A 26,597-nucleotide genomic window follows, 5' to 3' on the forward strand; every position below is an offset into this window, starting at 1 on the left:
CACAGGTTAACCCCGGTCGGGGCGGGGGCCCGTGATTGCGGAGCCGATCCGCAGGTGTGTCGCACCTGCGGCGATCGCCTCGGTGAAGTCGCCGGTCATCCCGGCGGAGATCCACTCCGCGTGCGCCTCGAGTCGCCGGACCTCGTCAGCGACCGCGCGGAGGCGGGCGAAGGCGGATGCGGGTTCCTCATCGAGCGGCGCGACTGCCATGACGCCGCGCAGGCGCAGTGAGGGCAGACCGAGGATGTGCTCGGCGAGCCGCGGGGCCGCATCGGGCGCGACGCCGCCCCGACCGGAGTCGTCGGTCAGATTGACCTGCACGAGCACATCGAGACGATCGTCGTCGGTCGCTGCTCGGTGGAGGGCGTCTGCGAGCCGGTCGCGGTCGACGGAGTGCACGGCGTCTGCGCTGCGACGTATCGCGGACGCCTTGTTGGTCTGCGCCTGACCGATGAAGTGCCATCGCACATCGGGAAGGGAGGCGAGTTCTTCGCGCTTCGCCGAGAGCTCCTGCTGGCGGTTCTCCCCCACCTCGCGAACACCGAGAGCGTGCAGCTCTGTCACCAGCGATGCGGGGTGGAACTTGGTCACGACGATCCTGGTGAGTTCCCCGGGATCGCGCCCCGCCGCTCGCGCGGCGTCGGCGATACGCTCATCGATTGCCGACAGCCGCGCGGGCAGCTCACTCACTTGAGGAATTCGGGGATGTCGATGTCATCGTCGGCGAAGGCGGGCTCGATGCTCGTCTGCGTCGCGCGCTGCTGCGCAGGCTCGGGCTCGCGGGCCTCGGCCGCCGGGGCCACCTCTTCACTGGGAAGGGTCACCTCGGGCAGCGGCGCGGCCGCGGGCCGGCTGACGACCATGGGGTCGAGACGCAGAGTGGGCTCGCCGCTGTCGAAGCCCGCCGCGATCACCGTCACGCGCACCTCGTCGCCGAGGGTGTCGTCGATGACGGTACCGAAGATGATGTTCGCCTCGGGATGTGCCGCTTCCTTGACGAGATCAGCCGCGTCGTGGATCTCGAAGATTCCGAGGTTGGAGCCGCCCTGGATCGAGAGCAGCACACCGTGCGCGCCCTCGATGCTCGCCTCGAGCAGCGGCGACTCGACCGCGAGCTCCGCGGCCTTGATCGCGCGATCGGCGCCCCGGGCCGAGCCAATGCCCATCAGGGCGGAGCCGGCTCCCTGCATGACCGACTTGACGTCGGCGAAGTCGAGGTTGATGAGACCGGGCGTCGTGATGAGGTCGGTGATGCCCTGCACACCGGCGAGCAGCACCTGGTCGGCGGTCGCGAAGGCCTCGATCATCGAGATCCCGCGGTCGCTGATCTCGAGCAGGCGGTCGTTCGGCACGACGATGAGGGTGTCGACTTCTTCCTTGAGCTTCGAGACGCCGGCCTCGGCCTGGCTCTGCCTGCGACGACCCTCGAACGAGAACGGCTTGGTGACGACACCGATGGTCAGTGCGCCGATCGACTTCGCGATCCGTGCGACCACCGGAGCACCGCCGGTTCCGGTGCCACCGCCCTCACCCGCGGTGACGAAGACCATATCGGCTCCGGTGAGAGCCTGCTCGATCTCCTCGGCGTGATCTTCGGCGGCACGGCGCCCGACCTCGGGGTCGGCGCCGGCGCCGAGGCCGCGAGTGAGCTCACGACCGACATCGAGCTTGACGTCGGCGTCGCTCATCAGGAGCGCCTGGGCATCCGTGTTGACAGCGATGAACTCGACTCCGCGGAGCCCGAGCTCGATCATGCGGTTGACGGCGTTGACGCCGCCACCGCCGACGCCGACGACCTTGATCACGGCGAGGTAGTTCTGGTTCTGGCTCATGGCCGGCCTCCGAATAATCGAGCCTGTTATATGTGTGCGAGGAAACTGTGAGGGTGAACCTTAAACCTCAACTAGAGGTGTAAAGTATTTCCCGGTATTGGTTTCTCTTGTTCGAAGGTAAGCGCCGCGTCAGCGCGCGAATGCAGCGACACGGGCGTGTCGCCCGTTTGCCGTCGAAAGATCAGCCGATGACGACCGCGTGCGGTGACGTCACGTCGATCGACGACGCATCCGGCTTCGCGATCAGGGCCTTGGCGAGGGCCTCGCTCTTGAGCGGCGAGTTGTCGGCGCTGCCCCAGACCACGGTCAGGCCGGAGTTCACGGTGAGCGTGACGTCGTCAGGCGTCGACGCCCGTACGCCGGTGAGTCCCGCTCTGACGTCGGCGGGGAGCGACCTGATGACCAGGCCCGCGCTCTCGAACGCGTCCGAGTCGGCACCGCCCTCGATCTCGAGCACGGGCTGCCCCGGCGGCTGATCCGATGTCGTGGAGAGCGCGACTCCTGCGGCATCGACGAGGGTGTACCCCGCGTCGGACCGAATCACTCCCACGGGGGTGCGCTCGATGATCCGCACTGTCAGGTCGTGCGGCGGCTTCGCCTCGAGCGAGTAGCTCTCGATCAGAGGGAAGGCGAGCAGCGCGGCCTTCACGGCGCTCGCGTCGACCAGGGCCAACGGCGTACCGACCTGGCCTGCGAGCGCGTTCTCGACGGTCGAGGGATCCAACGTGGTCGCACCGACGACGGTGACCCGGTCGACGGCGAACAGCGGACTGTATGCGGCTGCCGCGCTGCCGCCCACGAGGAGCGCGATCGCTCCGACGGCACTCAGCCAGACGATCCGGCGGCGGCGGGATCGCTGAGTGAAACGACGGATCTCGGCGCGCAGCGCCTTGCGCCGGGCTCGCGCGGCGCGCCACACGTCGATGTTCGACGTGACGACCGCGCTGTCATCGTCCGGGACGGCCTCGGCGCGCGAACGATCGTCGATGTCGCTGACCCGGGCCCCCGCAGAGCCTTCTGCCGCGCGACCGCGAGCGTCGCCGCGCTTTCGCGAGCGCTCTCGCTCTTCTCCCCCGGCCGGGCCCTCGGGCGCGGCGGGCAGCGGAGGTGGGCGACGCATCGACTACGCCTCGGCGGTCCGCAGAGACTCGAGCACCTGCGGGATGATCTGGTAGACGTTTCCACAGCCGAGAGTGACGATGAAGTCGCCATCGCGAGCAACGGTCGCCGTGTAGTCGGCGGCCTGCTGCCAGTCGGCGACGAAGTGCACCTTGTCGGGATCGTGGAACGCCCCGCTCACGAGCTCTCCGGTGACTCCGGGCACCGGATCCTCCCGCGCGCCATAGACGTCGAGCATGACCGTGTGGTCGGCGAACGTCTCGAGAACGTCGGCGAACTCCTGGAACATGTGCTGCGTGCGCGAGTACGTGTGCGGCTGCTGGATGGCGATGATGCGTCCCTGTCCTGCGATCGAGCGCATCGCCTCGAGCGCAGCGCGCACCTCGGTCGGGTGATGCGAGTAATCGTCGTAGACGGTGACGCCTCGCTCCCTTCCGTGCAGCTCGAGCCTGCGGACGGTTCCCGCGAATCCCTCGACCGCGCGAGTCGACTCCTCCAGACCGTAGCCGAGCGAGAGCAGCACGGTGATGGCCCCGGCGGCGTTGATCGCGTTGTGGACTCCCGGCACAGCGAGCTGCAGGCGAACGCTCTCGGCCCCGCGGGTGATGGTCGCGGACACCGGGCCCGCCGCCACGATGCTCGACACGCGCACGTCGGCATCCTCAGCCTGGCCGAAGGTGATGACGTTCGGGTGCGACAGGCCGGCGCCGACGCGGAGCGCACCGGAGTCATCGCTCGAGATGACGACCGCCTCGGTCGCCGCGTCGGCGAACCGCACGAAGGCGTCGTGGAACGCGTCGTCGGATCCGTAGTGATCGAGGTGGTCCGGGTCGACGTTGGTGATCAGCGCGACGGCCGTGTCGTAGAGCAGGAAGGTGCCATCGGACTCGTCGGCCTCGATCACGAACAGGTCGCCGCTGCCCGTGGCGCTCGACACGCCGAGCTGCTCGATCACGCCGCCGTTCACGAAGTTCGGATCGGCTCCCAGCGCCTGGAGCGCGGTGACGATCATGCCGGTCGATGTCGTCTTGCCATGGGCACCCGCGACCGACACCAGGCGACGAGAGCCGATCAGCCAGTGCAGAGCCTGCGAGCGATGGATCACATGCAGACCCCTCTGCTTCGCGAGCACGAACTCGGGGTTCTCGGGCCAGATGGCGCCCGTGTGCACCACGGTGTCGGCGTCGCCGAGATGAGCGGCCTCGTGGCCGACGTGCACGGTCGCACCCGCCGCAGCGAGAGCACGGAGGTTGTCGCTGTCGGCACGATCACTGCCCGACACGCGGATGCCGGCGTCGAGGAACATCTTCGCGAGCCCGCTCATGCCGGATCCGCCGATGCCGATGAAGTGCGCAGCGGTGATCGACTCGGGAATCGGAAGGGAGAGGTCTGGTCTGATCATGTCGGGTTCAGTCTACTTTTCGCTGGGGACGTTTCGTCGTCGGACGGGAGCGACGGCGGTGTCAGGAAGAGGCGAGGGCACGGTCGACGAGCGCGATGACGTTCTCGGTGCCGCTGCGCGTGCCGACCTTCTCGGCGGCCTGCGCCATGGTCGCGATGCGCTGCGGATCGTTGAGGAGCGGAATCACGGTCCGACGCACCGCATCACCGTCGAACGTCGCATCATCGAGCAGTCTCGCCGCGCCCGCGGCGACCGCCGATGCCGCATTCAGTCGCTGCTCGCCGTTGCCCACCGAGTAGGGCACATACAGCGCGGGGAGGCCGAGCGCGCTGATCTCGCTCACCGTCGCGGCACCCGAGCGCGACACGATGAGATCCGCGACCGCGAACGCGAGGTCCATCCGGTCGACGTATCGCCGCAGGACATACCCCGGCACCTCGGGGTCCTGCAGCTCGCTCCGCTCGCCCGTGATGTGCAGGAGCTGCCATCCGGTGGCGAGCACGTCGCCCCAGGAGTCAGCGAGCGCCTCGTTCAGCCGTCGAGCGCCCAGCGAACCGCCGAAGACGAGCAGCACGGGGCGTGCGGCGTCGAGACCGAAGTACGCCGCCGCCTCGTCACGCGCGGCCGCGCGATCGAGGTCGATGACCTCGCGCCGCAACGGCATGCCGACGACCTCGCCGCCTCTGAGCCTCGTGCCCGCGAAGGCGACGCCGGTGGCGGCCGCTCGTCGGGCGCCGAGCACGTTCGCGAGTCCCGGCTTGGCATTCGCCTCGTGCACGACGAACGGCACGCCTTCACGGCGGGCGGCGATGTACGCGGGAGCCGAGGCATATCCCCCGAACCCGACCACGACCTCCACCGCATGAGCGCGGATGTGGTCACGCACCTGGGCGACGGCTCGGCGGAACCGACCGGGGAAGGACGCGGCCTGCGCGTTCGGGCGCCGAGGGAAGGGGACCTTGTCGACGATCAGCAGCTCGTAGCCGCGCTCGGGGACGAGTCGGGATTCGAGGCCCTCAGCGGTGCCGAGCACCAGAACCTCGTCGTCGGACGCTCGCGCACGCAGGCCGTCGGCGACGGCGAGCAGGGGATTCACATGGCCGGCGGTTCCCCCGCCGGCGAGAAGGTACGTGGTCACCGTGTGACCTTACCCCGCCCTGCCGAGGAGGTCCGCGCCGCAGCGCGAGCCTCAGCGACCGGAAGAGTGCGCGCGAACGACAGAAGTACCCCGCACGCGATGAGCACGGCGAGAAGGGCGGTGCCTCCCTGCGACATGAAGGGAAGCGGCACTCCCATGACCGGGAACACCCCGATCACGACGCCGATGTTGAGCACGGCCTGGCCGGTGATCCAGACCGTGATGCCGCCGGCGGCGACCCGGATGAACGGATCGGCGGTCTTTCGGATGACGTGGAACGCCCCGACCGTGAAGAGTGTGAACAGCGCGAGGACGACGATGCAGCCGATCAGGCCGAGCTCCTCGCCCACGATGGCGAAGATGAAGTCGTTTCCTGCAGCAGGAAGCCATCCGTACTTCTCCTGCGAGTTGCCGAGGCCGACCCCGAAGATCCCTCCCGACGCCATCCCCCACACGCCGTGGATCGACTGATAGCAGTCCCCCGTGTAGGCGGACATGTCGGAGCAGGTCGCCGTGATGCGCCGCATCCGGTCGGGGCTCGTCACGGCGAGTGCGATGACGGCGACGACGCCGAGCAGCACAGGGAGGATGAAGAGGCGGAGCTTGACCCCCGAGAAGAACAGGCACCCGAGAAGCACGAGCACCAGCACCATGGCCGTACCGAGGTCCTTGCCAGCGAGTACGGTGCCGATCGCCAGCGCACCGACGGGCACGACCGGGATGAACACCTGGTGCCAGGTACCGAGCATCGTGCGCTTGCGCATGAGCACGTAACCGATCCACACTGCCAATGCCAGCTTCAGGAACTCCGAGGGCTGCAGGGTGAAACCTGCGATCTTGATCCAGTTGCGGTTGCCGCCGTCCTCGACTCCGAGCGGTGTGAAGACGAGCAGCTGCAGAGCGATCGCCCCGAAGAGCGCCGGCCAGGCCAGCCTTTTGAGGAACGCGATCGGTGCCCGCGAGATCAGGAACATCAGCGGGATGCCGAGAACCGCGAAGATCCCCTGACGAAGCGCCCCGTCCATCGGATTCTCGCCGCGAGACACGGCGGTCGCGCTGGTCGCGGACAACACCATGACGAGACCGAAGATCGTGAGCATGAGCGCTGCCGAGGCGATCATCAGGAACTCGGTGGACACCGGGGTGAAGCGACGTCCCAACGAGATCCGTGCGGCGAGTCCGCGAGTCGATCCCTCGGGCTCAGAGCGCGGGGGGCGTGCGATCTGCGTCATCGGCGCTCCCCCGGTCTATCCAGTCCCGCACCGCTTCGGCGAAACGGCGTCCGCGATCCGCGTAGCTGGAGAACTGATCGAAGGATGCCGCCGCGGGGGCCAGCAACACAGTGCCCTCGCCATCGGCGATCCCCGCCGCGATCTCCACGACACGGTTCATGACATGTCCAGTCTCGCCAGCATCCACCTGGAATACCGGCACCATCGGCGCGTGTCGCTCGAATGCCGAGACGACCTCGCCTCGGGCGACCCCGATCACGACGGCGGCGCGTGCCGTCCTGCCGACGGTGGCGACGAGGTCGGACAGGTCGACGCCCTTCAGATCGCCGCCCACGACCCACACGGCGCCCGGGAAGGCGCGGAGCGATGAGGCTGCGGCATGCGGGTTGGTGGCCTTGGAATCGTCGATCCACGTGATGCCGTCATGACGCGCGACGACCTGGATGCGGTGCGCATCCAGACGGAAGTCGCGGAGCGCCGCGTGGATCACCTCGGGATCGACCCCGAGCGATCGCGCGAGCGCGGAGGCCGCGAGGATGTTCTGCACGATATGGGGCGCCGCGAGTCCGGCCTCCTGCAGATCTGCGACCGTGGTGAGCTCGAGCGCGCTGTGCGCGCGGTCGTCGTGGAACGCGCGGTCGACGAGCAGACCTTCGACGACGCCGAGGTCGCTCGGCCCGGGCATGCCCAGATCGAAGCCGATCGCACGAGCGCCCTCGACCACGTCGGCGTCCTCGACCATGACGCGGGTGGCCTCGTCGGCCTTGTTGTAGACGCAGGCGACTCGCGTGTTGCGATAGACCAGAGCCTTCGCATCGCGGTACGCAGCCGAGCTGCCGTGCCAGACGAGATGGTCGTCGGCGAGGTTCAGGCAGACGGAGGCATAGGGGTACGGCTGCCCCTCGGGGCGCGAGAGACCGAGATACCACAGCTGGTGGCTGGACAGCTCGACGACGAACACGTCGAATCCGGCAGGGTCGCGGACCGCATCCAGCACGGGGACCCCGATGTTGCCGCAGGGTGCCGCACGCATCCCGCCCGCGACGAGCAGCGAGGCAGTGAGCTGCGTCGTCGTGGTCTTCCCGTTCGTCCCGGTGATGAGCAGCCAGTCCGCAGGTGTCCCATCCGGGCGGACGATCTTGTCACGCACGCGCCACGCGAGCTCGACGTCGCCCCAGATCGCGATCCCTGCGTCCTGCGCCCATCGGATCACGGGATGCGACGGTGAGAACCCCGGAGAGGCGATGATCACCTCGGCGTCGAACTCGCTGAGTGCCCGCGGCACCTCCTGCAGGGATCCGAGCTCGAGGCGTGCGCCGATGACCGGCAGCAGCCGCGCGTACTCCTCTTCTGCGGATTCTGACAGCACCAGGACGTCGGCTCCGAGCTCGACGAGGGTGTCGGCCACCGAGAAGCCCGTCATCGACAGGCCGAGGACCGCCACGCGGAGGCCCGCCCAGTCGGCGTTCCAGCTCGTCAGGGTCGAGAGCCTCGACTCTGCGGACGATCGCGGCTCAACCGACACGGGTCAGCCACTCCACGTAGAACAGGCCCACCGCCGACACCGCCAGCAACCCGGCGATGATCCACATGCGCACGACGATCGTCACTTCGGACCACCCCCGCATCTCGAGATGGTGGTGGAAGGGGCTCATGAGGAAGAGGCGCTTGCCTCTCGTGATCTTGAAGTAGGCGCGCTGCAGGATCACGGATCCCGATGCGAGGACGAAGACGCCGGCGATGATCAGGAGAAGAAGCTCGGTGCGGGTGAGGATCGCCATCGCGGTGATCACGCCGCCGATCGCCATCGAACCCACGTCGCCCATGAAGACCTTCGCCTTCGGGGCATTCCACCAGAGGAAGCCGATCAGGCTCGCGCCGAAGGATGCGGCGATGATCGCGAGGCTGAACGGATCGCGCACTTCGTAGCATCCGGTGATCGCCGCCTTCTCGACGCCTTCTCCGACGCACGACTGCTTGAACTGCCAGAAGGCGATGAGGCTGTATGCACTGACCACCAGGACGCCGGCGCCTGCGGCAAGACCGTCGAGGCCGTCGGTGAGATTCACGCTGTTCGAGGTCGCCACACCGATCACCGAGATCCAGAGCAGGTACAGGGCCCAGCCGACCACCGCCGTGAAGGCGAAGAGATTCAGCCACGGGATGTCTCGGAAGAGCGAGATCGAGCCGGACGCCGGAGTCTGGTCGAACTGGTTCGGGAAGTTGAGGGCGACGATGCCGAACGGGATCATCACGAGCAGCTGGCCGATGATCTTGCGCCAGCCCGACAATCCGAGGCTGCGCTGGCTGCGCACCTTCATGTAGTCGTCGATGAACCCGACGACTCCGAAGCCCACCATGAGCCACATCACGAGCAGCGCGGACAGCGCGGGGGTACCGCCGCCGACGTACACGCCGGTGAAGTAGCCCACCATGGTGCCGACGATGAAGATCACACCGCCCATGGTCGGCGTCCCGCGCTTCGCCTCGTGGCTCGGGTTCTCGAGAGCCTCGGGCGTGCGGATGACCTGCCCCCAGCCCCACTTGCGGAAGAGCCGCAGGAAGACGGGAGTCAGGAAGAGAGTGAAGGCGAGCGATATCGCCGCCGCCATGATGAGTGACCTCACGAGAACAATTCTCCCAGACGATCGCCGAGATGCCGGAGGCCCACGGAGTTGGAGGACTTCACGAGCACACGGTCGCCGTCGCGGAGCTCGGTGCGCAGGTACTCGAATGCGGTGTCCTGGTCGGGGAAGAAGACGGCCTCGCTGTCCCAGGAGCCTTCTCCGATCGCGGAGATGAAGAGCCTGCGCGCTTCGGGGCCCACCACGACGATGCGCTGGATGTTGAGACGCACGGCCAGGAGTCCGATCCGGTCATGCTCCTCTCCCGCCGTCTCGCCGAGTTCGCTCATGGCGCCGAGCACCGCGACCGTGCGCTCGTCGGGCCCCGTGATCTGCGCGAGAGTGCGCAGAGCCGCGGCCATCGAGTCCGGGCTCGCGTTGTACGCGTCGTTGATGATGCGCACGCGGTCGTTGCCGAGGGGTTGCATGCGCCAGCGCTCGGCGATCTCGACGGTCTCGAGGCGCGAGATGGCTGCGGATGCGGGCACGCCCAGCACCCCGGCCGCGGCGATCGCGGCGAGAGCATTGTTGACGTGGTGAGCGCCGAGGACGCGAAGTCGCAGCGGGATCCGCTCGCCCGCGCTCTCGATCACGCAGGTCGTGCCAGAGGCGGTGACCTCGAGATCCTGCGCGCGCACGTCGGCGGCATCACTCTGGCCGAACCCGACGACCGCCATCCCCCGGCTCTCCGCCAGCGAGCGCATGGCGGACACGCGGGGATCGTCGACATTGAGCACGGCCGTCCCCGTGGGGGTCGCCGCAGAGACGAGCTCCGACTTGGCCTTGGCGGTCGCCTCGATACCGCCGAATCCGCCCGCGTGCGCCATGCCGACCATCAGCACCACCACGACGTCGGGCTCGACGAGCCCTGCGAGACGGGCGATGCTGCCAGGAGCGTCCGCGCCGAACTCGCTGACGAGGAAGCGGGTGTCGTGGGTGACACGGAGCATCGTGACAGGGGCGCCGACCTCGTTGTTGTACGAGGCGATCGGCGACACCGTCTCGCCCTCATCCGAGAGGATGCGGGCGAGGAAGTTCTTGGTCGTCGTCTTGCCGTTCGAACCGGTGATGCCGACGATCCTGAGCCCGCCGCCCGTGCGCACCCGAGCGACGACCTCACGAGCGAGGTCGGCCAGGGCCGCCACGGCATCCGCGACGACGATCTGTGTGATCTCGGCGTCGACGGGGTGCTCGACGATGGCGAGCGCGGCGCCCGCCTCGACAGCGGCGCCGACGAAGTGATGCCCGTCGGTCTCGGCACCGGGCTTCGCGACGAAGATCGACCCCGGCGACATCTTCCGGGAATCCGTGTCCACGACTCCGTCCACGACGGTCTGGGCGGTGGCGGTTCCCGAGAGCCTGAGTTCACCCCCGAGTACGGCGGCGATCTCAGCAAGCGACAGGGCGATCATGACGTCTCCAGGCGCGGAAGCGCCGACTATTCGAACTTGGGAAGAAGCGCGTCCATCGGAGTGGAGGATGGCATCACGCGATAGGTCTTCATGGTCTGGGTCATCGCCTTCTGGAAGGCCGGGGCGGTAGCAGCAGACGATGTAATTCTAGTCGGCTCGTCGAGAGTGACCACGACGACGTACTGGGGATCGTCGACCGGCGCGAAGCCGACCATGCTGGTGTAGTAGATGCCCTGCTTGTAGCCGCCGTTGCCGTCCGGCACCTGCGCGGTTCCGGTCTTGCTGGTCACTCGATACCCCGGCACCTCGATGCGCTCGGCGTTGCCGCCCTGCACGGCGACGTTCTCGAGCATCCGTGTGAGGTCGGCCGCAGTCTGCGGTGCGATGATCTGCTCGTGCTCCGGTGCTGCGGGGGCGGTGACCGTTCCGTCGGAGGCCGTGCACGATTCGACCAGCGAGAGATCGATCTTCTCTCCACCGTTCGCGATGGCCTGGTACGCGGCCGCCACCTGGGGAGCGGTGACGGTGAAGTACTGGCCGAACGTGGTGGTGTACAGCGACTGGTTGTCCCAGTCGGCGGTCGGGTGCAGTTCGCCGCCTTCTTCATTGGGGAACCCGACGGTGGGCTCACCCACGCCGAAACGCTGCAGGTAGTCGTAGCGCACGTCCGGACTCACCATGGTGCCGAACTTCGACAGCGCCACGTTCGACGAGTCGATCAGCGCACCGGCCAGCGTGTACTGGAACGCGGGGTGCACGAACGCGTCGTTGATGACGGCGCCGTTCTCGAACTTCTCGTGCGACGAGGCAGAGACGGTCGGCCCGGTCATCGTGACTCCGGCGTTCTCCATGACGGCGGCCGCCGTGACGGCCTTGAAGGTCGAACCGGGCTCGAACGTGCGGGAGAACAGCATGCTCCCCCAGGTGTCGGATCCCGACGCGTCGAGGTCGTTGGGGTCCATGGTCGGCCATTCGGCCGCCGCCCGGATCTTGCCGGTCTTCACCTCGACGACCGTGACGGTGCCGCCCTTCGCGCCCTGCGCCTGCGCCTCCTCAGCGATCATCTGCTGCATGTACCACTGCAGGTCGCTGTTGATCGTCAGCTGCACGGCCCCGCCGTCGACCGCGTCGACGCGCGTCTCGCTCCCGGGGATGATCACGCCGTCCTTGCCCGTGCGGTAGCTCTCTTCGCCGTCGGTCGGCGCGAGGCACTGGCTGTCCATCTTCTCGATGCCGGCCTGCGCCTCCCCCTCGCCGTCGAGGTAGCCGATGACGTTCCCGGCCACCGCACCGTTCGGATACACGCGGGTCTCGCGTGCGCTGAAGTGCAGATAGGGCAGGCCCTGCGCCTTGAGCTCCTTGAGCTCGATGTGCTGCTCGGTGCTCAGACCGTTCTTCACCTGATACCACCGCGAGTCGGGGTCTGCCGCATGCTGCGACTCGACCTCGGTGCGCAGCGTCTCGGGGTCGAGCCCGGTGATCTGTGCGATCTTCTGCGAAGCCTCGGCCCAGGGCATCTTCGGCGGATTCTTCTCGTCGTCCTCCAGCAGGAACACCACCTGAGGATCGAGGCTCCAGTCGTAGACCGAGACGCTCTCGGCGAGGACCGTGCCCTCCGCGTCGACGATCGCTCCGCGCTGGCCGGGAAGCGGCGTGCCCACCGAGATGTACTTGAGCGATTCGCTCACGTGCTCGTCTGCCCGGACGACCTGGATGTCGACGAGGCGCACGACGAAGGCCGCGAGGATCGCCAGAATCACCGCCAGCGCGACGACCGTGCGTCGCCGGGGGCTCCGGGTGGCTCGTGTCGTCATGGACTCTCTCCGTCAGTTCGCGATGGTCGTTGGTGTGTCAGCGGGTCGTGGGGCTCGGGAGGCCGTCGGTGATGGCGGGCGGCAGCTCCTGCGCAGGAGGCTGAGCGGCATCCGGCGCGCCGCCGGCGTTCGTCTCCGTGCTCTCGTCGCCTGCGACCGGCGCGACCGCCGGATTCTGCAGCAAGGCGTTGCTCACCGCACCGGCGCCGCTGGGGTTGATCGTGGAGACTCCCCCGGCGCCGCTCACAGCACCGAAGACGGCGCCGTCGCTGAGTCGGAGGTACGACGGAGAACCGGCGACGATCATGCCCAGCCCCGCAGCGCTCGTGGCGAGCGACTGCGGCGAGCTCATCCCCGTGAGGTCTTCCTGCAATGCGTCGGTGCGGAGATCGAGTTCGTGCTGCTGCGACGAGAGGCCGGCGAGCACGAACGAGTCCTGGGTGATCGCCAGCGAGAGTGCGATCTGCGCGGCTCCGATGGCCATCGCCCCGGCGAGAGCCACGAGCGCATAGGCGAGCTTCGGCTTGCGCCGGACGGGCGTGCCGGTGACCGGTTGCAGGCGGCGGCTCGGAGTGCGATCCGACGCGCGGTCGGGTGATCCGGGCAACGCACGGGGCTTGCGGACGGCGGCGTTGAGGCTCATGCGCTCTCCCTGATCTTCTCTGCGGCGCGGAGGCGCACCGGGATCGCGCGCGGGTTGCGCGCGCGCTCGTCGTCGTCGGCGAGCTCGGCACCGCGCGTGATGATCTTGAACCGCGGCGCGTGCTCGGGGAGCTCGACCGGAAGCCCCTTCGGCGCGGTGGATGCCGCCCCTGCGGCGAAGGCCTGCTTGACGAGTCGGTCTTCCAGCGACTGGTACGACATCACGACGATGCGTCCGCCGACCGAGAGCGCATCCATGGCCGCCGGGATCGCGTCGGCCAGCACATTGAGTTCGGTGTTCACCTCGATGCGGAGCGCCTGGAACACGCGCTTGGCGGGGTGTCCTGCCCGTTGCGCGGCCGCGGGCGTCGCGGCGATGAGGATCTCGACCAGCTGGCCCGAGCGGGTGATCGGCGTCTGCTCTCGAGCCGCGATGATGAAACGCGCATAGCGCCCCGCCAACTTCTCTTCGCCGTAGCGCTCGAAGATTCGGCGGAGGTTCCCTTCGCTGTAGGTCGCGATGACCTCAGCCGCGGTGACGCCTTTCGTCTGATCCATCCGCATGTCGAGCGGGGCATCCTTCGAATACGCGAAACCGCGCTCGGCCTCGTCGAGCTGCAGAGACGAGACCCCGAGGTCGAACAGGATGCCCGATGCTCCCTGCGCGTGCAGACCGATCTCGTCGTACACGGTGTGCACGAGAGTGATGCGGTCAGCGAAGCGGGCGAGCCGCTCGCCCGCGATTCGCAGCGCGTCGGTGTCTCTATCGAGACCGACGAGCCGGATGTTCGGGAAGCGCTCGAGCAGCGCCTCGGAATGCCCGCCCATGCCGAGAGTGGCATCGACGAGAACCGCTCCGTCGTGCTGCAGTGCGGGAGCGAGCAGCTCGATGCATCGCTCGAGCAGTACGGGGGTGTGGATGTCGCGGAGGCTCATGATCTCTCTCGGGTGATCTCTGTATCTCGGTGACCAGGGCCCTGATCCCCCTCCGCTTCACGACCCGGCACCGGGGAAGTGTGTCGGGGCGGGAGCGGCGGGGCATCACAGCCGTGGTCAGAACAGTCCCGGGATCACCTCCTGCTCGAGTTCGGAGTACGACTCCTCGCCGGCCGCGAGGTAGGTGTTCCAGCTCTCGGCATCCCAGATCTCGGCATGCGCGCCGACTCCGGTGACGATGAGCTCTTTCTGCAGCCCCGCGTACTGACGAAGGTGCACGGGGATGGTGATGCGGTTCTGGCTGTCGGGCATCTCCGCGCTCGCTCCGGAGAGGAACAGACGCATGAAGTCACGCGCCTGCTTGTTCGCGAGCGGCGCCTGACGGATCCGCTCGTGCATCGCCTCGAACTCGGCCGTGCTGAAGACATAGAGGCAGCGTTCCTGCCCTCGGGTGACGACGATGCCGCCACCGAGGTCTTCGCGGAACTTCGCGGGAAGGATGACCCGTCCCTTGTCGTCCAACTTCGGAGAATGCGTTCCCAGCAACATCAGCCATCACCCCCTCTCCGTCCGGCCAACTCGAGGTGAGCCCCACTTTACTCCACTTTCCTCCACAAACCTATGGCGAATAGAGCGAAAACTCCCACCGCACGACTCCCGGACAGATTCGAGCCCCGGAAACACGGGGGTGTAGAGGGTGGAGCGCCGGTGGAGGAAGAGTGGAGGACGCCCGAAAGCGCTCGGTCATCCCGAAGGGGCCAGAGTCGTTCCCGCATCGAGAACGACGAAGGCCCGGATGCTCAGAGCATCCGGGCCTTCGTGGAAGAAAGTGGAGGGAGGTCAGCGACCACCCTGGCGGCGATCCCACCGATCATTCATGCGGTCCATGAACGACGCGGAACTGTGCTGCTTGGCGGTTCGCTCGCGGGGAGCCGCCGAGACGGGCCTGCGCACGGGAGTGACAGCGAGCATGACACCGGCGAGCATGGCCGCGAATCCGATCACGCCGACCACGACACCCCAGACGTCGCCCAACACGACTCCGACGATCAGCCCACCGACACCGGCGAGGAGCAGAAGAGCTCCGTACACGAGGTTTCGGTAGCTGAGAGCTCGGTCGCCTGACGGCGCGCTCACGACATCGGCGTCGTTGTGGAGGAGATGGCGCTCCATCTCGTCGAGCAGACGCTGCTCCTGTTCGGAGAGTGGCATTTCGTCCCCCTCGGGTATCGTCCGTCCATTCTACGCGCGGTATGTCGCTCGGGGCTAGCTGTCGGCCCCCGGATTGGCTTTACGTATGCTGGGAGTCGTGCCGTCCCCCACCCTCGTCTCCGACGCCGTCGCCGACCGCCTGAGCTCCTTCATCACGAGGATGCGTGAGGAGTCCGCGGAGTACGGCCCGGACGCCGCAGCGCTGATCGACTCCGCCGCCGACACGCTGGTGGGAGGCAAACGACTGCGCGCCCGGTTCTGCCACGCCGGCTGGCAGAGCGTGGCGCGGTTCGACGAGCGCTCCGCGATCGAACCCTCTGCACTCTGGGATGTCTGCGCCGCCCTCGAGATCTTCCAGTCGGCGGCTCTGGTGCACGACGACCTCATCGACAACTCCGACACGCGGCGCGGCCGCCCGGCAGCCCACCGCGCGCTCGAGAGCTCGCACCGTCGATCCGGCTGGTGGGGTGACGCCGCGGCATTCGGCCGGTCGGCCGCGATCCTCCTCGGCGACCTGCTGGTCGCCTGGAGCGACGACCTCTTCGAGGATGCCGTCGCAGCACTCCCCCACGCAGCTTCCGTGCGGAGGGAGTATGCGCGCATGAGACGCGACGTCACCGTCGGGCAGTTCCTCGACATCGCCGAGGAATCGGCGTGGAGCGTGAACGCCACGGACTCGCACGTCGAGCGTGCCCTTCGAGTCGTCTCACTCAAGTCCGCCCGCTACAGCATCGAGCAGCCGCTCGTGCTCGGGGCGACGATCGCCGACGCCGTCGACGACCAGGTTCTCGCACTGCGCCGATTCGGACACCCCGTCGGCATGGCCTTCCAACTGCGTGACGACGTGCTCGGAGTCTTCGGCGACGCCTCGGTGACCGGAAAGCCCGCAGGCGACGACCTTCGCGAGGGCAAGAGGACGGTGCTGGTCGCGCTGACGCGGCAGACCCTCGAGACGTCGACGCGCAATCTGTTCGACGAGATGCTGGGCGATCCGGAACTCACCGCCGAGCAGATCGAGTTCCTGCAGGCCACGATCTCTGCCTCCGGTGCCCTCGATCGGGTGGAGACGATGATCGCGGACTACGCCCTCGAGGCGGACCGGGCGCTCACCGGCGCGCGTCTCGACAATGCGGCAGTCGGCGATCTGCGAGATCTCGCACGCGCGGCGACCGTGCGCGCCGCCTGATCACGGCACCGGCGGCTTCTCTCGAGCGCGTGGCGCACCTGACAGCGCACGCGAGTCTTGCGGCGCTGATCAGGCGAGCGTGCGGGCGAGGCGACGGACCTCGCTCTTGTGCCCGGCGAGCAGCGCCGCGATCGGCGAGCGTCCGAGCGTCTCTTCGTCCGTGAGCAGCCAGTCGACCACCTCGTCGTCGCTGAACCCCGCGTCCTGCAGGACGATGATGGTCCCGCGCAGCGAGGGGAGCGGATGGCCGTCGACGATGAACACGCCGGGAACCGCGAACACCCCGCTCCGACGCGAGCCGACGAGATAGTGCTCATCGATGAGACGGCGGACGCGCCCGAGAGGCACGTCGAGAGCCTCGACGAGATCGGGCATGGTGAGCCACTCGGTGGGGGTCACGCCCTCGCCGCCGATCTGCTCGGCGGAAGACGGGTTCTCGGTGGGGTGGTTCTCAGACTGCGCAGACACCCTGCCACTATCTCACCTCCCGGCGCGCGCCGCATTTCGTCACTCGTGCCCCAATCGCAACATGCGTCACTTCTGTTGACTTCCGTATACAGACGTGACAGCGTGGGCGGACGCCGACCAAGGGAGACACCTTGACAACGCCCACCGCCGCGCGTCGAACGCGCTATCTGCGACTCGGAGTCCCCGCCGCCGTTCTCGGAACGCTCTCGGGTGCATTGGCCGCCGCGCCGGCCCCCGCATCCGCGGACACTGCGCCCATGGTGCACAGACTCGCGTCGTCCGCGCCCCGCCTCCTTCCCGCAGAGGCCGCCCCCGCGTCATACACGGTGCAGCCGGGTGACACGATCTTCTCGATCGCGACCCGATTCGCGCTGCGCACGGCTGACGTCCTGGCCTGGAACGGGCTCGGCTGGAGATCGGTGATCCACCCGGGGCAGTCGCTCACGCTCACTGCGGGAACGTCGCCGGCGCCCGCCGCCGCCCCCGCGAGCGCACCGGCGCCCGCGTCCGCCTCGCACGCCGTTGCCCCTGGAGACACCGTGTTCGGCATCGCGCGTGAGCACGGCACCACGGTCGACGCCGTGCTCGCTGCCAACGGTCTCGACCGGTCGTCGGTGATCTATCCCGGCCAGACTCTCGCGATCCCCGGCGCCTCGGCGCCCGCCCCCGCCGCCGCACCGGCACCGGCACCGGCATCCGCCCCGGCCGCCGCGACGGCAGGGGGGACGACGCACCCGGTCGTCGCCGGTGACACGCTCTTCGGCATCGCCCGCACGTACGGGACGACCACCGCGACCCTGCTCGCGCTCAACGGCATGGGGGCCGACGCGATCATCTATCCGGGCCAGAGCATCCTGGTCTCCGCTCCTGCCCCCGCCCCTGCACCTGCCGCCGCCGCGCCGTCAGGGCCACCGGCGCAGCTGTTCGCCGGCCTCGACGCAGAGCAGGCCGGCAACGCCCGACTCATCATCGCGGTCGGGAGAGATCTCGGCGTCTCCGATTGCGCCATCGCAATCGGTCTCGCCACCGCGATGGTCGAATCCAGCCTGCGCAATGTGAGCTTCGGTGACCGCGACTCCCTCGGGCTCTTCCAACAGCGCCCCAGCACCGGGTGGGGCACGCCCGAGCAGATCACCGATCCTGACCGGAGCACCCGCGTGTTCTTCGGCGGCGCGGGCGATCCGAACGGACAGAGCACGCGCGGCCTGCTCGACATCGGCGGCTGGGAGGGTATGCCGTTCACCCAGGCCGCCCAGGCCGTGCAGATCTCGGCCTACCCCGAGCGCTACGGCCAGTGGGAGACACAGGCCTACCAGTGGCTCGCACAGCACGGGTGACGTCCGTCCCGGCAAACGCGCAGGGTCGAGGGGCGAGCCGCTCCCGGGGCTTTCAGGCAGTCATCAATAGAATCTTGACGTGACGACCAATCAGCAGGCCGACCCCCTCATCGGGCGGCTCGTCGACGGTCGATACCGAGTTCGTGCCCGGATCGCGCGCGGCGGGATGGCGACGGTCTACGTCGCCACCGACCTTCGCCTCGAACGACGCATCGCGCTCAAGGTCATGCACGCGCACCTCAGCGACGACTCCGCCTTCCAGAGCCGGTTCATCCAGGAGGCTCGAGCAGCCGCACGGCTTGCCGACCCGCACGTCGTCAACGTCTTCGACCAGGGCCAGGACGGCGAGCTCGCCTATCTGGTGATGGAGTACCTGCCCGGGATCACCCTCCGTGAACTCCTGCGCGAGCAGAAGCGACTCACTGTGCCCCAGACGATCACGATCATGGATGCCGTGCTCGCCGGGCTCTCGGCCGCGCACCGTGCAGGCATCGTGCATCGCGACGTCAAGCCGGAGAACGTGCTGCTCGCCGAAGACGGGCGCATCAAGATCGGCGACTTCGGCCTCGCCAGAGCCACCACGGCGAACACCGCCACCGGGCAGCAGCTTCTCGGAACCATCGCGTATCTCGCACCCGAGCTCGTCACGCGGGGAACGGCGGATGCCCGCAGCGACATCTACGCACTCGGGATCATGCTCTACGAGATGCTCGTGGGCGAGCAGCCGTACAAGGGCGAGCAGCCCATGCAGATCGCCTTCCAGCATGCGACGGAGTCGGTGCCGCGCCCGAGCGTGCGAAACCCCGGCGTGCCGGAGCAGCTCGATGAGCTCGTGCTGTGGGCGACGGAGAAATCGCCCGACGAGCGTCCCGACGACGCCCAGCAGATGCTCGAGCGGCTTCGGGAGATCGAACGCGGTCTCGGCATCGCCCCTGCCGTCGCCGCAGCGACGGCTCCGCAGCGCGCCCAGTCCGACTCCGCCGACCTCACGAAGGTCATGCCGAGCACCGTGGTGCTGCCCAGTGCCTCTGCGCCCGCGAACGAAGCGGTCGACAACGCGACGCTGCTGCGGCGCCGGTCATCGAAGCGGCGCGCACGCGGAGCTTTCCTCCTGACCCTGGTGCTGCTGCTCGCCACCCTGGCAGGCGGCGTGGGCTGGTGGTTCGGCTCCGGTCCTGGTTCGCTGATCGCGGTGCCCGGCGTCGTCGGCCAGTCCTACGACGAGGCCGCCGCTGCTCTCGAGGCCGAGGGATTCGTGCCGGTGCGGGGTGAGGAGAACTCCATCGACGTCGCGCGCGACGTGGTGATCCGCACGGACCCCGACGAAGGCGCGCGTCTCGACAAAGGCACCGAAGTCACCGTGTTCATCTCGGTGGGCCCCGCGTCGCACACCGTCGAGGCACTGAACGGCAAGACCGAGCAGGAAGCCCGGGACTACCTCGCGGGCATCGAGGTCAACGTGGCGGAGAACCCGCTGATCCTCTTCTCGGACGCCGAGGAGGGGCGAGTGATCAATGCGTTCGTGACCCCGCGCGACGGCGCCGAGGTCTACGGCTGTGGCGACGGCTGCGACCTCCGCGAAGACGACTCGGTCGAGCTCTACGTCTCTGCCGGGGCCTTCCCCGATGTCGCCGGCATGTCGGTCGACCAAGCGACGAGCACACTCGCCGACAAGCAGGTCGCGGTCGCCGGTGAGATCGACTACCGGTTCAGCAGCGACGTCGACAAGGACATCGTCATCGGCGTGCAGGATCGCGCCGAGGAGGGCAACCGCCGACCGGGCGACACCGTCACGCTCATCGTGTCGAAGGGCCCGGAGCTCTTCCCCGTCCCCGACGTGACCGATGAGACGCTGATCGAGGCGAAGCGGATCCTCGAGAACGCCGGCTTCACCGCGAGCTATGCCGCCTGGGGCGATCTGCCCGGGTTCGCGGAACTCGCTCGCGTCACAGGACAGGATCCCGGCGCCGACAAGCAGCTCCCACGCGGCGGCAACGTCAAACTGTCGATCCAGCTCACCGGCTGACCCGCGCCTCCCGGACCCGCGCCTCGCGGACTCGCTCCTCCGTATCCGCTCCTCCGTGTCCGCACCTCTGTGCCCGCTCCTCCGTGTCCGCACCTCTGTGCCCGCTCGCCGCAGAGGCCGCGGCCCCGCACGCGAAAGAGTCGCCCTCCCCCGGTCGGGAGAGGGCGACTCTTTCGTCAGTGGCGTCTGGGATCAGCGCTTCTCGAGCTCCTCGGCCACGAGGAACGCCAGCTCGAGCGACTGCATGTGGTTCAGACGCGGGTCGCACAGGCTCTCGTACCGGGTGGCGAGGGCCGCCTCGTCGATGTGCTCGGAGCCGCCGAGGCACTCCGTCACATCGTCACCGGTGAGCTCCACATGGATGCCGCCGGGGAAGGTGCCGGCCGCGCGATGCGCTTCGAAGAACCCGCGCACCTCGTCGACCACGTCATCGAAGCGTCGGGTCTTGTAGCCGGTCGGCGTCGTGATGCCGTTTCCGTGCATGGGGTCGGTGACCCACAGCGGCTGAGCACCCGAATCGCGCACGGCTTCGAGAAGCGGGGGAAGCGCATCACGGATCTTCCCGGCGCCCATGCGCGTGATGAAGGTCAGACGCCCCGGCTCGCGGTTCGGGTCGAGCTTGTCGATCAGCTGGAGCGCTGTCTCGGGCGTCGTCGACGGTCCGAGCTTGACACCGATCGGGTTGCGGATCTTCGAGAAGTAGTCGACGTGTGCACCGTCGAGCTCACGAGTGCGCTCGCCGATCCACAGGAAGTGCGCCGACGTGTTGAACGGCGTGTCCGTGCGGGAGTCGATGCGTGTCATCGGGCGCTCGTAGTCCATCAGCAGGCCCTCGTGGCCCGTGAAGAACTCGACGCGCTTCAGCTCGTCGAAGTCGGCTCCTGCGGCCTCCATGAACTTGATGGCACGGTCGATCTCGGCAGCCATGCGCTCGTAGCGCTGGTTGGCCGGGTTCTGCGCGAAGCCCTTGTTCCAGGAGTGCACCTCGCGCAGGTCGGCGAAGCCGCCCTGTGTGAAGGCACGGATGAGGTTCAGCGTCGAGGCCGCCGTGTGGTACCCCTGCAGCAGGCGGCCAGGGTCCGCACGGCGCGATCCCTCGGTGAAGTCGTAGCCATTGACGATGTCGCCACGGTAGGCCGGCAGCGTGACGTCACCACGGGTCTCGGTGTCGCTCGATCGCGGCTTGGCGAACTGCCCCGCCATGCGCCCCATCTTCACGATGGGCATCGACGCACCATAGGTGAGCACGACCGCCATCTGCAGGACGGTCTTGATCCGGTTGCGGATCTGATCGGCGGTGGCACCGGCGAACGTCTCGGCACAGTCGCCACCCTGCAGCAGGAACGCCTGCCCGGATGCCGCCCGAGCCAGGCGATCACGGAGGTTGTCGACCTCGCCGGCGAACACCAGGGGCGGGAGCGCTGCGATCTGAGCGGAGACCTCGGCGACGCGCTCGGCGTCGCCCCACCGAGGCTGCTGTTTGATCGGGAGCGAGCGCCACGCGTCAAGCGCGTCGATGTGGTGCTGGAGCATGACTCCAGCCTAGTGCGCGCGGGTGGGGCCGGATGCCCTACGAGCGCCGTGTGACGCGCGCCGGAAGCCGGTCCTTGACGGTCGACGCGTAGACGTCGTCGTACTCCTGCTCCCCCAGCCGCTGCAGTGCGACCATGATCTCGTCGGTGACGGATCGGAGGATGTATCGGTCGTTCTCCATCCCCGCGTACCGGGAGAAGTCCAGCGGCTCGCCGATGACGATCCCGACGCGCACCACGCGCGGCAGTCGCCGGCCGATCGGCATGGCCGTGTCCGTGTCGACCATGATGACGGGGATGACGGGGACCTTGGCCTCCAGCGCCATCCGAGCGAGCCCCGTGCGCCCTCGGTAGAGCTTGCCGTCGGGACTGCGCGTGCCCTCGGGGTAGATGCCGAGAAGATCACCGCTGCCGAGGACCTGCAGGCCGGTGTTGAGCGAGGCCTCGGATGCCTTGCCTCCCGATCGGTCGATCGGGATCTGCCCCGTCGCCTTCATGAAGAACTTCGTGGCCCGGCCCTTCAGGCCGCGCCCGGTGAAGTAGTCGCTCTTGGCGAGGAACGACATCGATCGGTCGATCATCAACGGGAGAAAGATCGAATCCGCGAAAGACAGATGGTTGCTGGCGAGGATCGCCGCGCCGCTCGTGGGCACGTTCGCGCGCCCCACGACCCAGGGGCGGAAGATCGCCTTGACCACGGGGCCGATCACGACGTACTTCATCAGCCAGTAGAACATCGAGGTGAAGTCTATCCCCGCGGCCGCCGCGCGCCAGCGCCAGGCGAGCGATCACCGCGCAACGCGACTCAGTATCAGCCCCCATGCGACCCAGTGTCATGCCCTAGACTCGAGTGCAACCCCGTGCCCGACCGGTACCGAAGGAGCTGCCGTGGTCCAGTTTGAAGTCCCCGCCGTCGTCCCAGCCGACCCGGAAGGCAACATCGCCGACCTGCTCGTGAAGCGTGTGGAGGCGACCCCTGACCGGGCATTGTTCTCGGTCCCGGACGGCGACGGATGGCGTGACATCTCGGCCGCCGACTTCCAGACTGCCGTGATCGCGCTCGCCAAGGGGTTCGTGGCCGCCGGCATCCAGCCGGGCGAGAAGGTCGGCTTCCTGGCCCGCACCACTTACGACTGGACGCTGGTCGACTTCGCGCTCTTCTACGCCGGTGCCGTGATGGTGCCGATCTACGAGACCAGCTCCCCCTCGCAGATCCAGTGGATCCTCGAGGACTCCGGAGCCACCGCGCTGATCGTGGAATCCCCCGAGCACTTCGCGCGGGTCGACGAGGTGCGTGGCGACCTCCCCCTGATCCGCGAGATCTGGCAGCTGCACCTCGGCGCCATCAGCGCGCTGACCGCACAGGGTGCACAGGTCCCGGATGCCGAGATCGAGCGGCTCCGCAGCATCGCCGTCGGGTCCGACATCGCGACCCTCATCTACACGTCGGGGTCCACGGGACGACCGAAGGGGTGCGTGCTCACGCACAGCAACTTCGTCGAACTGTCGCGCAACTCCGCGAAGGCTCTCGACGCAGTGGTGCAGACGCCGGGCTCCTCGACGCTGCTCTTCATCACCACGGCGCACGTGTTCGCGCGCTTCATCTCCATCCTCAACGTGCACGCGGGCGTGCGCACGGGGCATCAGCCCGACACCCGCCAGCTCCTGCCGGCGCTCGGGTCGTTCAAGCCGACGTTCCTGCTGGCAGTGCCGCGCGTCTTCGAGAAGGTCTACAACTCGGCGGAGCAGAAGGCGGAAGCCGGAGGCAAGGGCAAGATCTTCCGCGCAGCGGCTGACGTGGCCATCGAGCACTCGAAGCTGCTCGAGGCGGGCAAGAGCATCCCGTTCGGGATGAAGCTCAAGTTCGCGCTGTTCAACAAGCTCGTCTACGGCAAGCTGCGCGACGCGATGGGCGGGCGGATCGTCTACGCCGTTTCGGGATCCGCGCCGCTCGGCGCACGACTCGGACACTTCTTCCACAGCCTCGGCGTCGTGATCCTCGAGGGCTACGGCCTCACGGAGACGACGGCACCCGCAACGGTGAACCTCGCCGACAAGTCGAAGATCGGCACCGTCGGCCCGGCGCTGCCGGGCGTCGGCGTCAGGCTCGCCGAGGACGGCGAGGTCGAGGTGCGAGGCATCAACGTCTTCAAGGAGTACTGGAACAACCCGGACGCGACGGCGGAGGCATTCAGCGACGGAGGCTGGTTCCACACCGGTGACATCGGCAGCTTCGACTCCGAGGGGTTCCTCACGATCACCGGTCGCAAGAAGGAGATCATCGTGACGGCGGGTGGCAAGAACGTCGCCCCGGCCGCGCTCGAAGACCCGATCCGCGCCAATCCGATCATCGGACAGGTCGTCGTGGTCGGCGATCAGCGCCCGTTCATCTCGGCGCTGATCACACTCGATTCCGAGATGCTGCCGACGTGGCTGGCGAACAACGGACTCGACAAGGACATGTCCCTCTCCGAGGCGGCGAAGAACGATGCTGTGCGCGCCGAGATCCAGCGAGCGGTCGATGTCGCCAACTCGCACGTCTCGCGCGCGGAGTCCATCCGCAAGTTCACCGTGCTCGACACCGAGTGGACCGAGGCGTCTGGCCATCTGACTCCGAAGCTGTCGATCAAGCGCGCGGTGATCATGAACGACTTCGCCGACGAGGTCGCAGCGATCTACGACGAGCCGGTATCGACGACGAACGTCGCGATCGGCGGCTGAACGCAGACGAGAAGGGCCCCGCCTCGGCGGGGCCCTTCTTCTGTGTTCAGAACCAGGCGCTCTCGCGGACCTCGCGCATCGCCCTCTTGCGAGTCTCGGGCTCGAGCCTCGTCAAGTAGAGCTTGCCGTCGAGGTGATCGGTCTCGTGCTGCAGCGCCTGCGCGAGAAGTCCGTCCCCTTCGAGCACCACGGGCGCACCGTCGAGATCGATCCCTTCGACCCGAGCCCAGGGATGCCGAAGAGCGTCGTGCCACAGTCCCGGCACCGAGAGGCATCCTTCGCCGGTGGGCACAGCCTCACCGCGCACCTCGGTCAGGACCGGGTTGATGATGTAGCCGATCTCACCGTCGATGTTGTAGCTGAACGCCCGCAGCGCTACACCGATCTGGGGCGCGGCGACGCCCGCCCTGCCGGGCAGCTCGACGGTGTCGATCAGATCGGCGACCAGCGCACGCACGCCGTCATCGATCGTCTCGATCGGCGAGCACACCGTGCGCAGCACGGGATCGCCGAACACCCTGATCTCGCGAACCGCCATCAGGCCCCCTTCGCCCGAAGGCCCTCGACGAGGAGGGCGGCGAGCTCCCGCGCCGCCACTCGGGTCTCGGGCTGCAGGTTTGCGAACACGATCGTGCCGCCCCCCGCGATCTGGGAGTCGTACGGCATGCGCACCACGTGCGCTGCCCGCGTGCGGAAGTGCGCTTCGAGCTCGTTCAGCCGCACCAGCGGAGCGCCGGGCGTCGACTGGTTGAGCACGACGACGGCCTCGCGCGCCTGCTCCGCGTAGCCGTTCGTCTCGAGCCACGTGAGCGTCTCGGAGGCGAGCCGCGCCTCGTCGACGCTGAGTCCCGAGACGATGACGATCTGATCGGCGAGGTCGAGCGTCGCCGACATCACCGAGTGGACGATGCCGGTTCCCGTGTCTGTGAGCACGAGCGAGTAGTAGTGCGCCGCGACGCCGGCGACGTCCCGGTAGTCGCTGTCGCTGAACGCCTCCGCGATGCGCGGATCCGGGTCGGATGCGAGCACATCGAGTCGCGTCGCATCGCGAGCGACGATCGCTGAGATGTCGTGGTATCCGCGCACCTCGTCGTGGATACGCACCAGGTCACGCACCGAACGGGAGTGCTGAGGGCGTTCGACGCGATCCGCGAGGGTTCCGCGGTCAGGGTTCGCGTCCACCGCGATCACGCGGTCATCCCGCGCGTCCGCCAGCGCCATGCCCAGCAGCGCTGTGATGGTCGTCTTCCCCACGCCGCCCTTGCGCGACAGCACGGGCACGAACCGCGCACCGCCCACGAGCGGGGCCGAGATACGGGCCGAGAGCGCTTTGCGCGCCCGTGCCCGCTTACCGTCGCCGATGTTGATCCGACGTCCGGAGATCGTGTACAGGAAGTGGCTCCACGCGCCTTCCGGCTCGGGCTTCGTCACCCGATGCGGATCGAGCAGGCGATCGGCCGTGAGAAGATCGGCGGTCTCGCGCGAGGAGTCGCCTCCCAGCTGGTCGAGTCGCTTGGACGTCAGCTGTGCTTCCGCACGGGCGGCGCGTGTCTGCCGCGCCGGGACGGAAGCGGGCTTCGGCGTGTCCACGCGAGGGACCTCCGTCTTGTCGGTGGCGGTGGATGCAGCGGTCACCGTCGGGATGGCACCGGTGCGGATCGACGCCCGGGTGCGGACGTCGGCTTTCGCCTGAGCGACGAACGCGGCCGCGACGGCTGCTTCCTCTGCGACCGCGTCGGCCTCGATCAGAGCTGTCGGCGCCGGGGTGACCACCTCGACCTCCGGCTCGCGCTCGGGCTCCGGCTCCGGTTCGGGCTCCGGCTCCGGCTCCGGCTCCGGCTCAGGCTCCGGCTCAGGCTCCGGCTCCGGCTCCGGCTCCGGCTCAGGCTCAGGCTCAGGCTCAGGCTCAGGCTCAGGCTCAGGCTCAGGCTCAGGCTCAGGCTCAGGCTCAGGCTCAGGCTCAG

General features: G+C 68.2%; 23 protein-coding genes. 4 read left to right on the forward strand and 19 right to left on the reverse strand.

All coding sequences use genetic code 11. The features are described 5' to 3' along the window. Window positions 1-6: 6 nt before the first annotated feature. The 14 genes from AC3WS6_RS12790 to AC3WS6_RS12855 all read right to left on the reverse strand — a co-directional run bounded on the left by AC3WS6_RS12790 (window position 7) and on the right by AC3WS6_RS12855 (window position 15,363). A complete protein-coding gene (locus AC3WS6_RS12790; protein WP_492501360.1) occupies window positions 7-690 on the reverse strand; it encodes a YggS family pyridoxal phosphate-dependent enzyme in 684 nt (227 codons plus the stop codon). Next, window positions 687-1,832: a cell division protein FtsZ gene (gene ftsZ, locus AC3WS6_RS12795; protein WP_492501361.1), complete on the reverse strand. Its 1,146-nt coding sequence runs from the start codon at window positions 1,830-1,832 to the stop codon at window positions 687-689. Before ftsZ ends, AC3WS6_RS12790 begins: the two co-directional genes overlap by 4 nt. A gap of 181 nt (window positions 1,833-2,013) precedes the next feature. Continuing rightward, window positions 2,014-2,952 carry a cell division protein FtsQ/DivIB gene (locus AC3WS6_RS12800; protein ID WP_492501362.1) on the reverse strand — a complete coding sequence of 313 codons (939 nt, stop codon included), beginning with the start codon at window positions 2,950-2,952 and terminating at the stop codon, window positions 2,014-2,016. Between the two features lie 3 nt (window positions 2,953-2,955). Next, window positions 2,956-4,353 (reverse strand): UDP-N-acetylmuramate--L-alanine ligase, encoded by a 1,398-nt coding sequence (gene murC / locus AC3WS6_RS12805; protein WP_492501363.1) that lies wholly within the window; start codon window positions 4,351-4,353, stop codon window positions 2,956-2,958. Between the two features lie 61 nt (window positions 4,354-4,414). Continuing rightward, window positions 4,415-5,491 carry a UDP-N-acetylglucosamine--N-acetylmuramyl-(pentapeptide) pyrophosphoryl-undecaprenol N-acetylglucosamine transferase gene (locus tag AC3WS6_RS12810; RefSeq protein WP_492501364.1) on the reverse strand — a complete coding sequence of 359 codons (1,077 nt, stop codon included), beginning with the start codon at window positions 5,489-5,491 and terminating at the stop codon, window positions 4,415-4,417. After that, window positions 5,488-6,723, reverse strand: coding sequence for a putative lipid II flippase FtsW (gene ftsW, locus AC3WS6_RS12815; RefSeq protein WP_492501365.1), 1,236 nt, complete (start codon window positions 6,721-6,723; stop codon window positions 5,488-5,490). The genes AC3WS6_RS12810 and ftsW overlap by 4 nt, the downstream gene beginning before the upstream one ends. Continuing rightward, entirely contained in the window at window positions 6,692-8,248 is a 1,557-nt protein-coding gene (gene murD, locus AC3WS6_RS12820) for a UDP-N-acetylmuramoyl-L-alanine--D-glutamate ligase (RefSeq protein ID WP_492501366.1), read from the reverse strand. The genes ftsW and murD overlap by 32 nt, the downstream gene beginning before the upstream one ends. Then, a complete protein-coding gene (gene mraY, locus AC3WS6_RS12825; RefSeq protein WP_492501367.1) occupies window positions 8,238-9,350 on the reverse strand; it encodes a phospho-N-acetylmuramoyl-pentapeptide-transferase in 1,113 nt (370 codons plus the stop codon). The genes murD and mraY overlap by 11 nt, the downstream gene beginning before the upstream one ends. Next, the gene (locus AC3WS6_RS12830; protein WP_492501368.1) at window positions 9,347-10,759 is read right to left on the reverse strand and encodes a UDP-N-acetylmuramoyl-tripeptide--D-alanyl-D-alanine ligase; all 1,413 of its coding nucleotides are present in this window, start codon (window positions 10,757-10,759) and stop codon (window positions 9,347-9,349) included. Before AC3WS6_RS12830 ends, mraY begins: the two co-directional genes overlap by 4 nt. A 26-nt stretch (window positions 10,760-10,785) precedes the next feature. Beyond that, window positions 10,786-12,573 (reverse strand): peptidoglycan D,D-transpeptidase FtsI family protein, encoded by a 1,788-nt coding sequence (locus AC3WS6_RS12835; RefSeq protein WP_492501369.1) that lies wholly within the window; start codon window positions 12,571-12,573, stop codon window positions 10,786-10,788. Between the two features lie 37 nt (window positions 12,574-12,610). Further along, window positions 12,611-13,216 (reverse strand): cell division protein FtsL, encoded by a 606-nt coding sequence (ftsL, locus tag AC3WS6_RS12840; protein WP_492501370.1) that lies wholly within the window; start codon window positions 13,214-13,216, stop codon window positions 12,611-12,613. After that, a complete protein-coding gene (rsmH, locus tag AC3WS6_RS12845; protein WP_492501371.1) occupies window positions 13,213-14,151 on the reverse strand; it encodes a 16S rRNA (cytosine(1402)-N(4))-methyltransferase RsmH in 939 nt (312 codons plus the stop codon). The genes ftsL and rsmH overlap by 4 nt, the downstream gene beginning before the upstream one ends. Window positions 14,152-14,268: 117 nt before the next feature. Beyond that, window positions 14,269-14,700: a division/cell wall cluster transcriptional repressor MraZ gene (gene mraZ / locus AC3WS6_RS12850; protein WP_201470129.1), complete on the reverse strand. Its 432-nt coding sequence runs from the start codon at window positions 14,698-14,700 to the stop codon at window positions 14,269-14,271. A 291-nt stretch (window positions 14,701-14,991) separates the two neighbouring features. After that, the gene (locus AC3WS6_RS12855) at window positions 14,992-15,363 is read right to left on the reverse strand and encodes an SCO2097 family morphological protein (RefSeq protein ID WP_492501372.1); all 372 of its coding nucleotides are present in this window, start codon (window positions 15,361-15,363) and stop codon (window positions 14,992-14,994) included. 85 nt (window positions 15,364-15,448) lie between these two features. On the opposite strand from AC3WS6_RS12855, the gene AC3WS6_RS12860 reads away from it, so the two are divergent. Next, window positions 15,449-16,549, forward strand: coding sequence for a polyprenyl synthetase family protein (locus tag AC3WS6_RS12860; RefSeq protein WP_492501373.1), 1,101 nt, complete (start codon window positions 15,449-15,451; stop codon window positions 16,547-16,549). 69 nt (window positions 16,550-16,618) lie between these two features. On the opposite strand, the gene AC3WS6_RS12865 is transcribed toward AC3WS6_RS12860, so the two are convergent. Continuing rightward, the gene (locus tag AC3WS6_RS12865) at window positions 16,619-16,924 is read right to left on the reverse strand and encodes an Rv2175c family DNA-binding protein (RefSeq protein WP_492501499.1); all 306 of its coding nucleotides are present in this window, start codon (window positions 16,922-16,924) and stop codon (window positions 16,619-16,621) included. Window positions 16,925-17,148: 224 nt separating this feature from the next. Between AC3WS6_RS12865 and AC3WS6_RS12870 the strand changes: the two genes are divergently transcribed. Then, window positions 17,149-18,354, forward strand: a complete 1,206-nt coding sequence (locus tag AC3WS6_RS12870; RefSeq protein ID WP_492501374.1) for a LysM peptidoglycan-binding domain-containing protein — start codon at window positions 17,149-17,151, stop codon at window positions 18,352-18,354. A gap of 79 nt (window positions 18,355-18,433) precedes the next feature. Next, window positions 18,434-20,380, forward strand: coding sequence for a Stk1 family PASTA domain-containing Ser/Thr kinase (gene pknB / locus AC3WS6_RS12875; RefSeq protein WP_492501375.1), 1,947 nt, complete (start codon window positions 18,434-18,436; stop codon window positions 20,378-20,380). A gap of 192 nt (window positions 20,381-20,572) precedes the next feature. Here the strand turns inward: pknB and AC3WS6_RS12880 are convergent, their stop codons facing one another. Both AC3WS6_RS12880 and AC3WS6_RS12885 read right to left on the reverse strand, forming a co-directional pair. Then, window positions 20,573-21,913 (reverse strand): class II 3-deoxy-7-phosphoheptulonate synthase, encoded by a 1,341-nt coding sequence (locus AC3WS6_RS12880; protein WP_492501376.1) that lies wholly within the window; start codon window positions 21,911-21,913, stop codon window positions 20,573-20,575. Window positions 21,914-21,950: 37 nt separating this feature from the next. Beyond that, the gene (locus AC3WS6_RS12885; RefSeq protein WP_492501377.1) at window positions 21,951-22,649 is read right to left on the reverse strand and encodes a lysophospholipid acyltransferase family protein; all 699 of its coding nucleotides are present in this window, start codon (window positions 22,647-22,649) and stop codon (window positions 21,951-21,953) included. Window positions 22,650-22,800: 151 nt separating this feature from the next. Here AC3WS6_RS12885 and AC3WS6_RS12890 point away from each other — a divergent pair, with 151 nt between their 5' ends. Continuing rightward, window positions 22,801-24,633 carry an AMP-dependent synthetase/ligase gene (locus AC3WS6_RS12890; RefSeq protein ID WP_492501378.1) on the forward strand — a complete coding sequence of 611 codons (1,833 nt, stop codon included), beginning with the start codon at window positions 22,801-22,803 and terminating at the stop codon, window positions 24,631-24,633. 46 nt (window positions 24,634-24,679) lie between these two features. Here AC3WS6_RS12890 and def read toward each other — a convergent pair whose 3' ends face one another. Beyond that, entirely contained in the window at window positions 24,680-25,171 is a 492-nt protein-coding gene (gene def, locus AC3WS6_RS12895) for a peptide deformylase (RefSeq protein ID WP_492501379.1), read from the reverse strand. Further along, window positions 25,171-26,597: MinD/ParA family ATP-binding protein (locus AC3WS6_RS12900; protein WP_492501380.1), on the reverse strand; the 1,427-nt coding region annotated here is incomplete at its 5' end. The genes def and AC3WS6_RS12900, both read right to left, overlap by 1 nt.

The organism is Microbacterium sp. EB106-03-03-XG65, from assembly GCF_058791955.1.

What these genes read in the sequence shown, in the direction of transcription:
- ftsZ (WP_492501361.1), bottom strand. Translation starts at nt 1,832, where the DNA reads ATGAGCCAGAACCAGAACTACCTCGCCGTGATCAAGGTCGTCGGCGTC.
- AC3WS6_RS12800 (WP_492501362.1), bottom strand. Translation starts at nt 2,952, where the DNA reads ATGCGTCGCCCACCTCCGCTGCCCGCCGCGCCCGAGGGCCCGGCCGGG.
- murC (WP_492501363.1), bottom strand. Translation starts at nt 4,353, where the DNA reads ATGATCAGACCAGACCTCTCCCTTCCGATTCCCGAGTCGATCACCGCT.
- ftsW (WP_492501365.1), bottom strand. Translation starts at nt 6,723, where the DNA reads ATGACGCAGATCGCACGCCCCCCGCGCTCTGAGCCCGAGGGATCGACT.
- AC3WS6_RS12830 (WP_492501368.1), bottom strand. Translation starts at nt 10,759, where the DNA reads ATGATCGCCCTGTCGCTTGCTGAGATCGCCGCCGTACTCGGGGGTGAA.
- AC3WS6_RS12835 (WP_492501369.1), bottom strand. Translation starts at nt 12,573, where the DNA reads ATGACGACACGAGCCACCCGGAGCCCCCGGCGACGCACGGTCGTCGCG.
- ftsL (WP_492501370.1), bottom strand. Translation starts at nt 13,216, where the DNA reads ATGAGCCTCAACGCCGCCGTCCGCAAGCCCCGTGCGTTGCCCGGATCA.
- rsmH (WP_492501371.1), bottom strand. Translation starts at nt 14,151, where the DNA reads ATGAGCCTCCGCGACATCCACACCCCCGTACTGCTCGAGCGATGCATC.
- mraZ (WP_201470129.1), bottom strand. Translation starts at nt 14,700, where the DNA reads ATGTTGCTGGGAACGCATTCTCCGAAGTTGGACGACAAGGGACGGGTC.
- AC3WS6_RS12855 (WP_492501372.1), bottom strand. Translation starts at nt 15,363, where the DNA reads ATGCCACTCTCCGAACAGGAGCAGCGTCTGCTCGACGAGATGGAGCGC.
- AC3WS6_RS12860 (WP_492501373.1), top strand. Translation starts at nt 15,449, where the DNA reads ATGCTGGGAGTCGTGCCGTCCCCCACCCTCGTCTCCGACGCCGTCGCC.
- AC3WS6_RS12865 (WP_492501499.1), bottom strand. Translation starts at nt 16,924, where the DNA reads ATGCCCGATCTCGTCGAGGCTCTCGACGTGCCTCTCGGGCGCGTCCGC.
- AC3WS6_RS12880 (WP_492501376.1), bottom strand. Translation starts at nt 21,913, where the DNA reads ATGCTCCAGCACCACATCGACGCGCTTGACGCGTGGCGCTCGCTCCCG.
- AC3WS6_RS12885 (WP_492501377.1), bottom strand. Translation starts at nt 22,649, where the DNA reads ATGTTCTACTGGCTGATGAAGTACGTCGTGATCGGCCCCGTGGTCAAG.
- def (WP_492501379.1), bottom strand. Translation starts at nt 25,171, where the DNA reads ATGGCGGTTCGCGAGATCAGGGTGTTCGGCGATCCCGTGCTGCGCACG.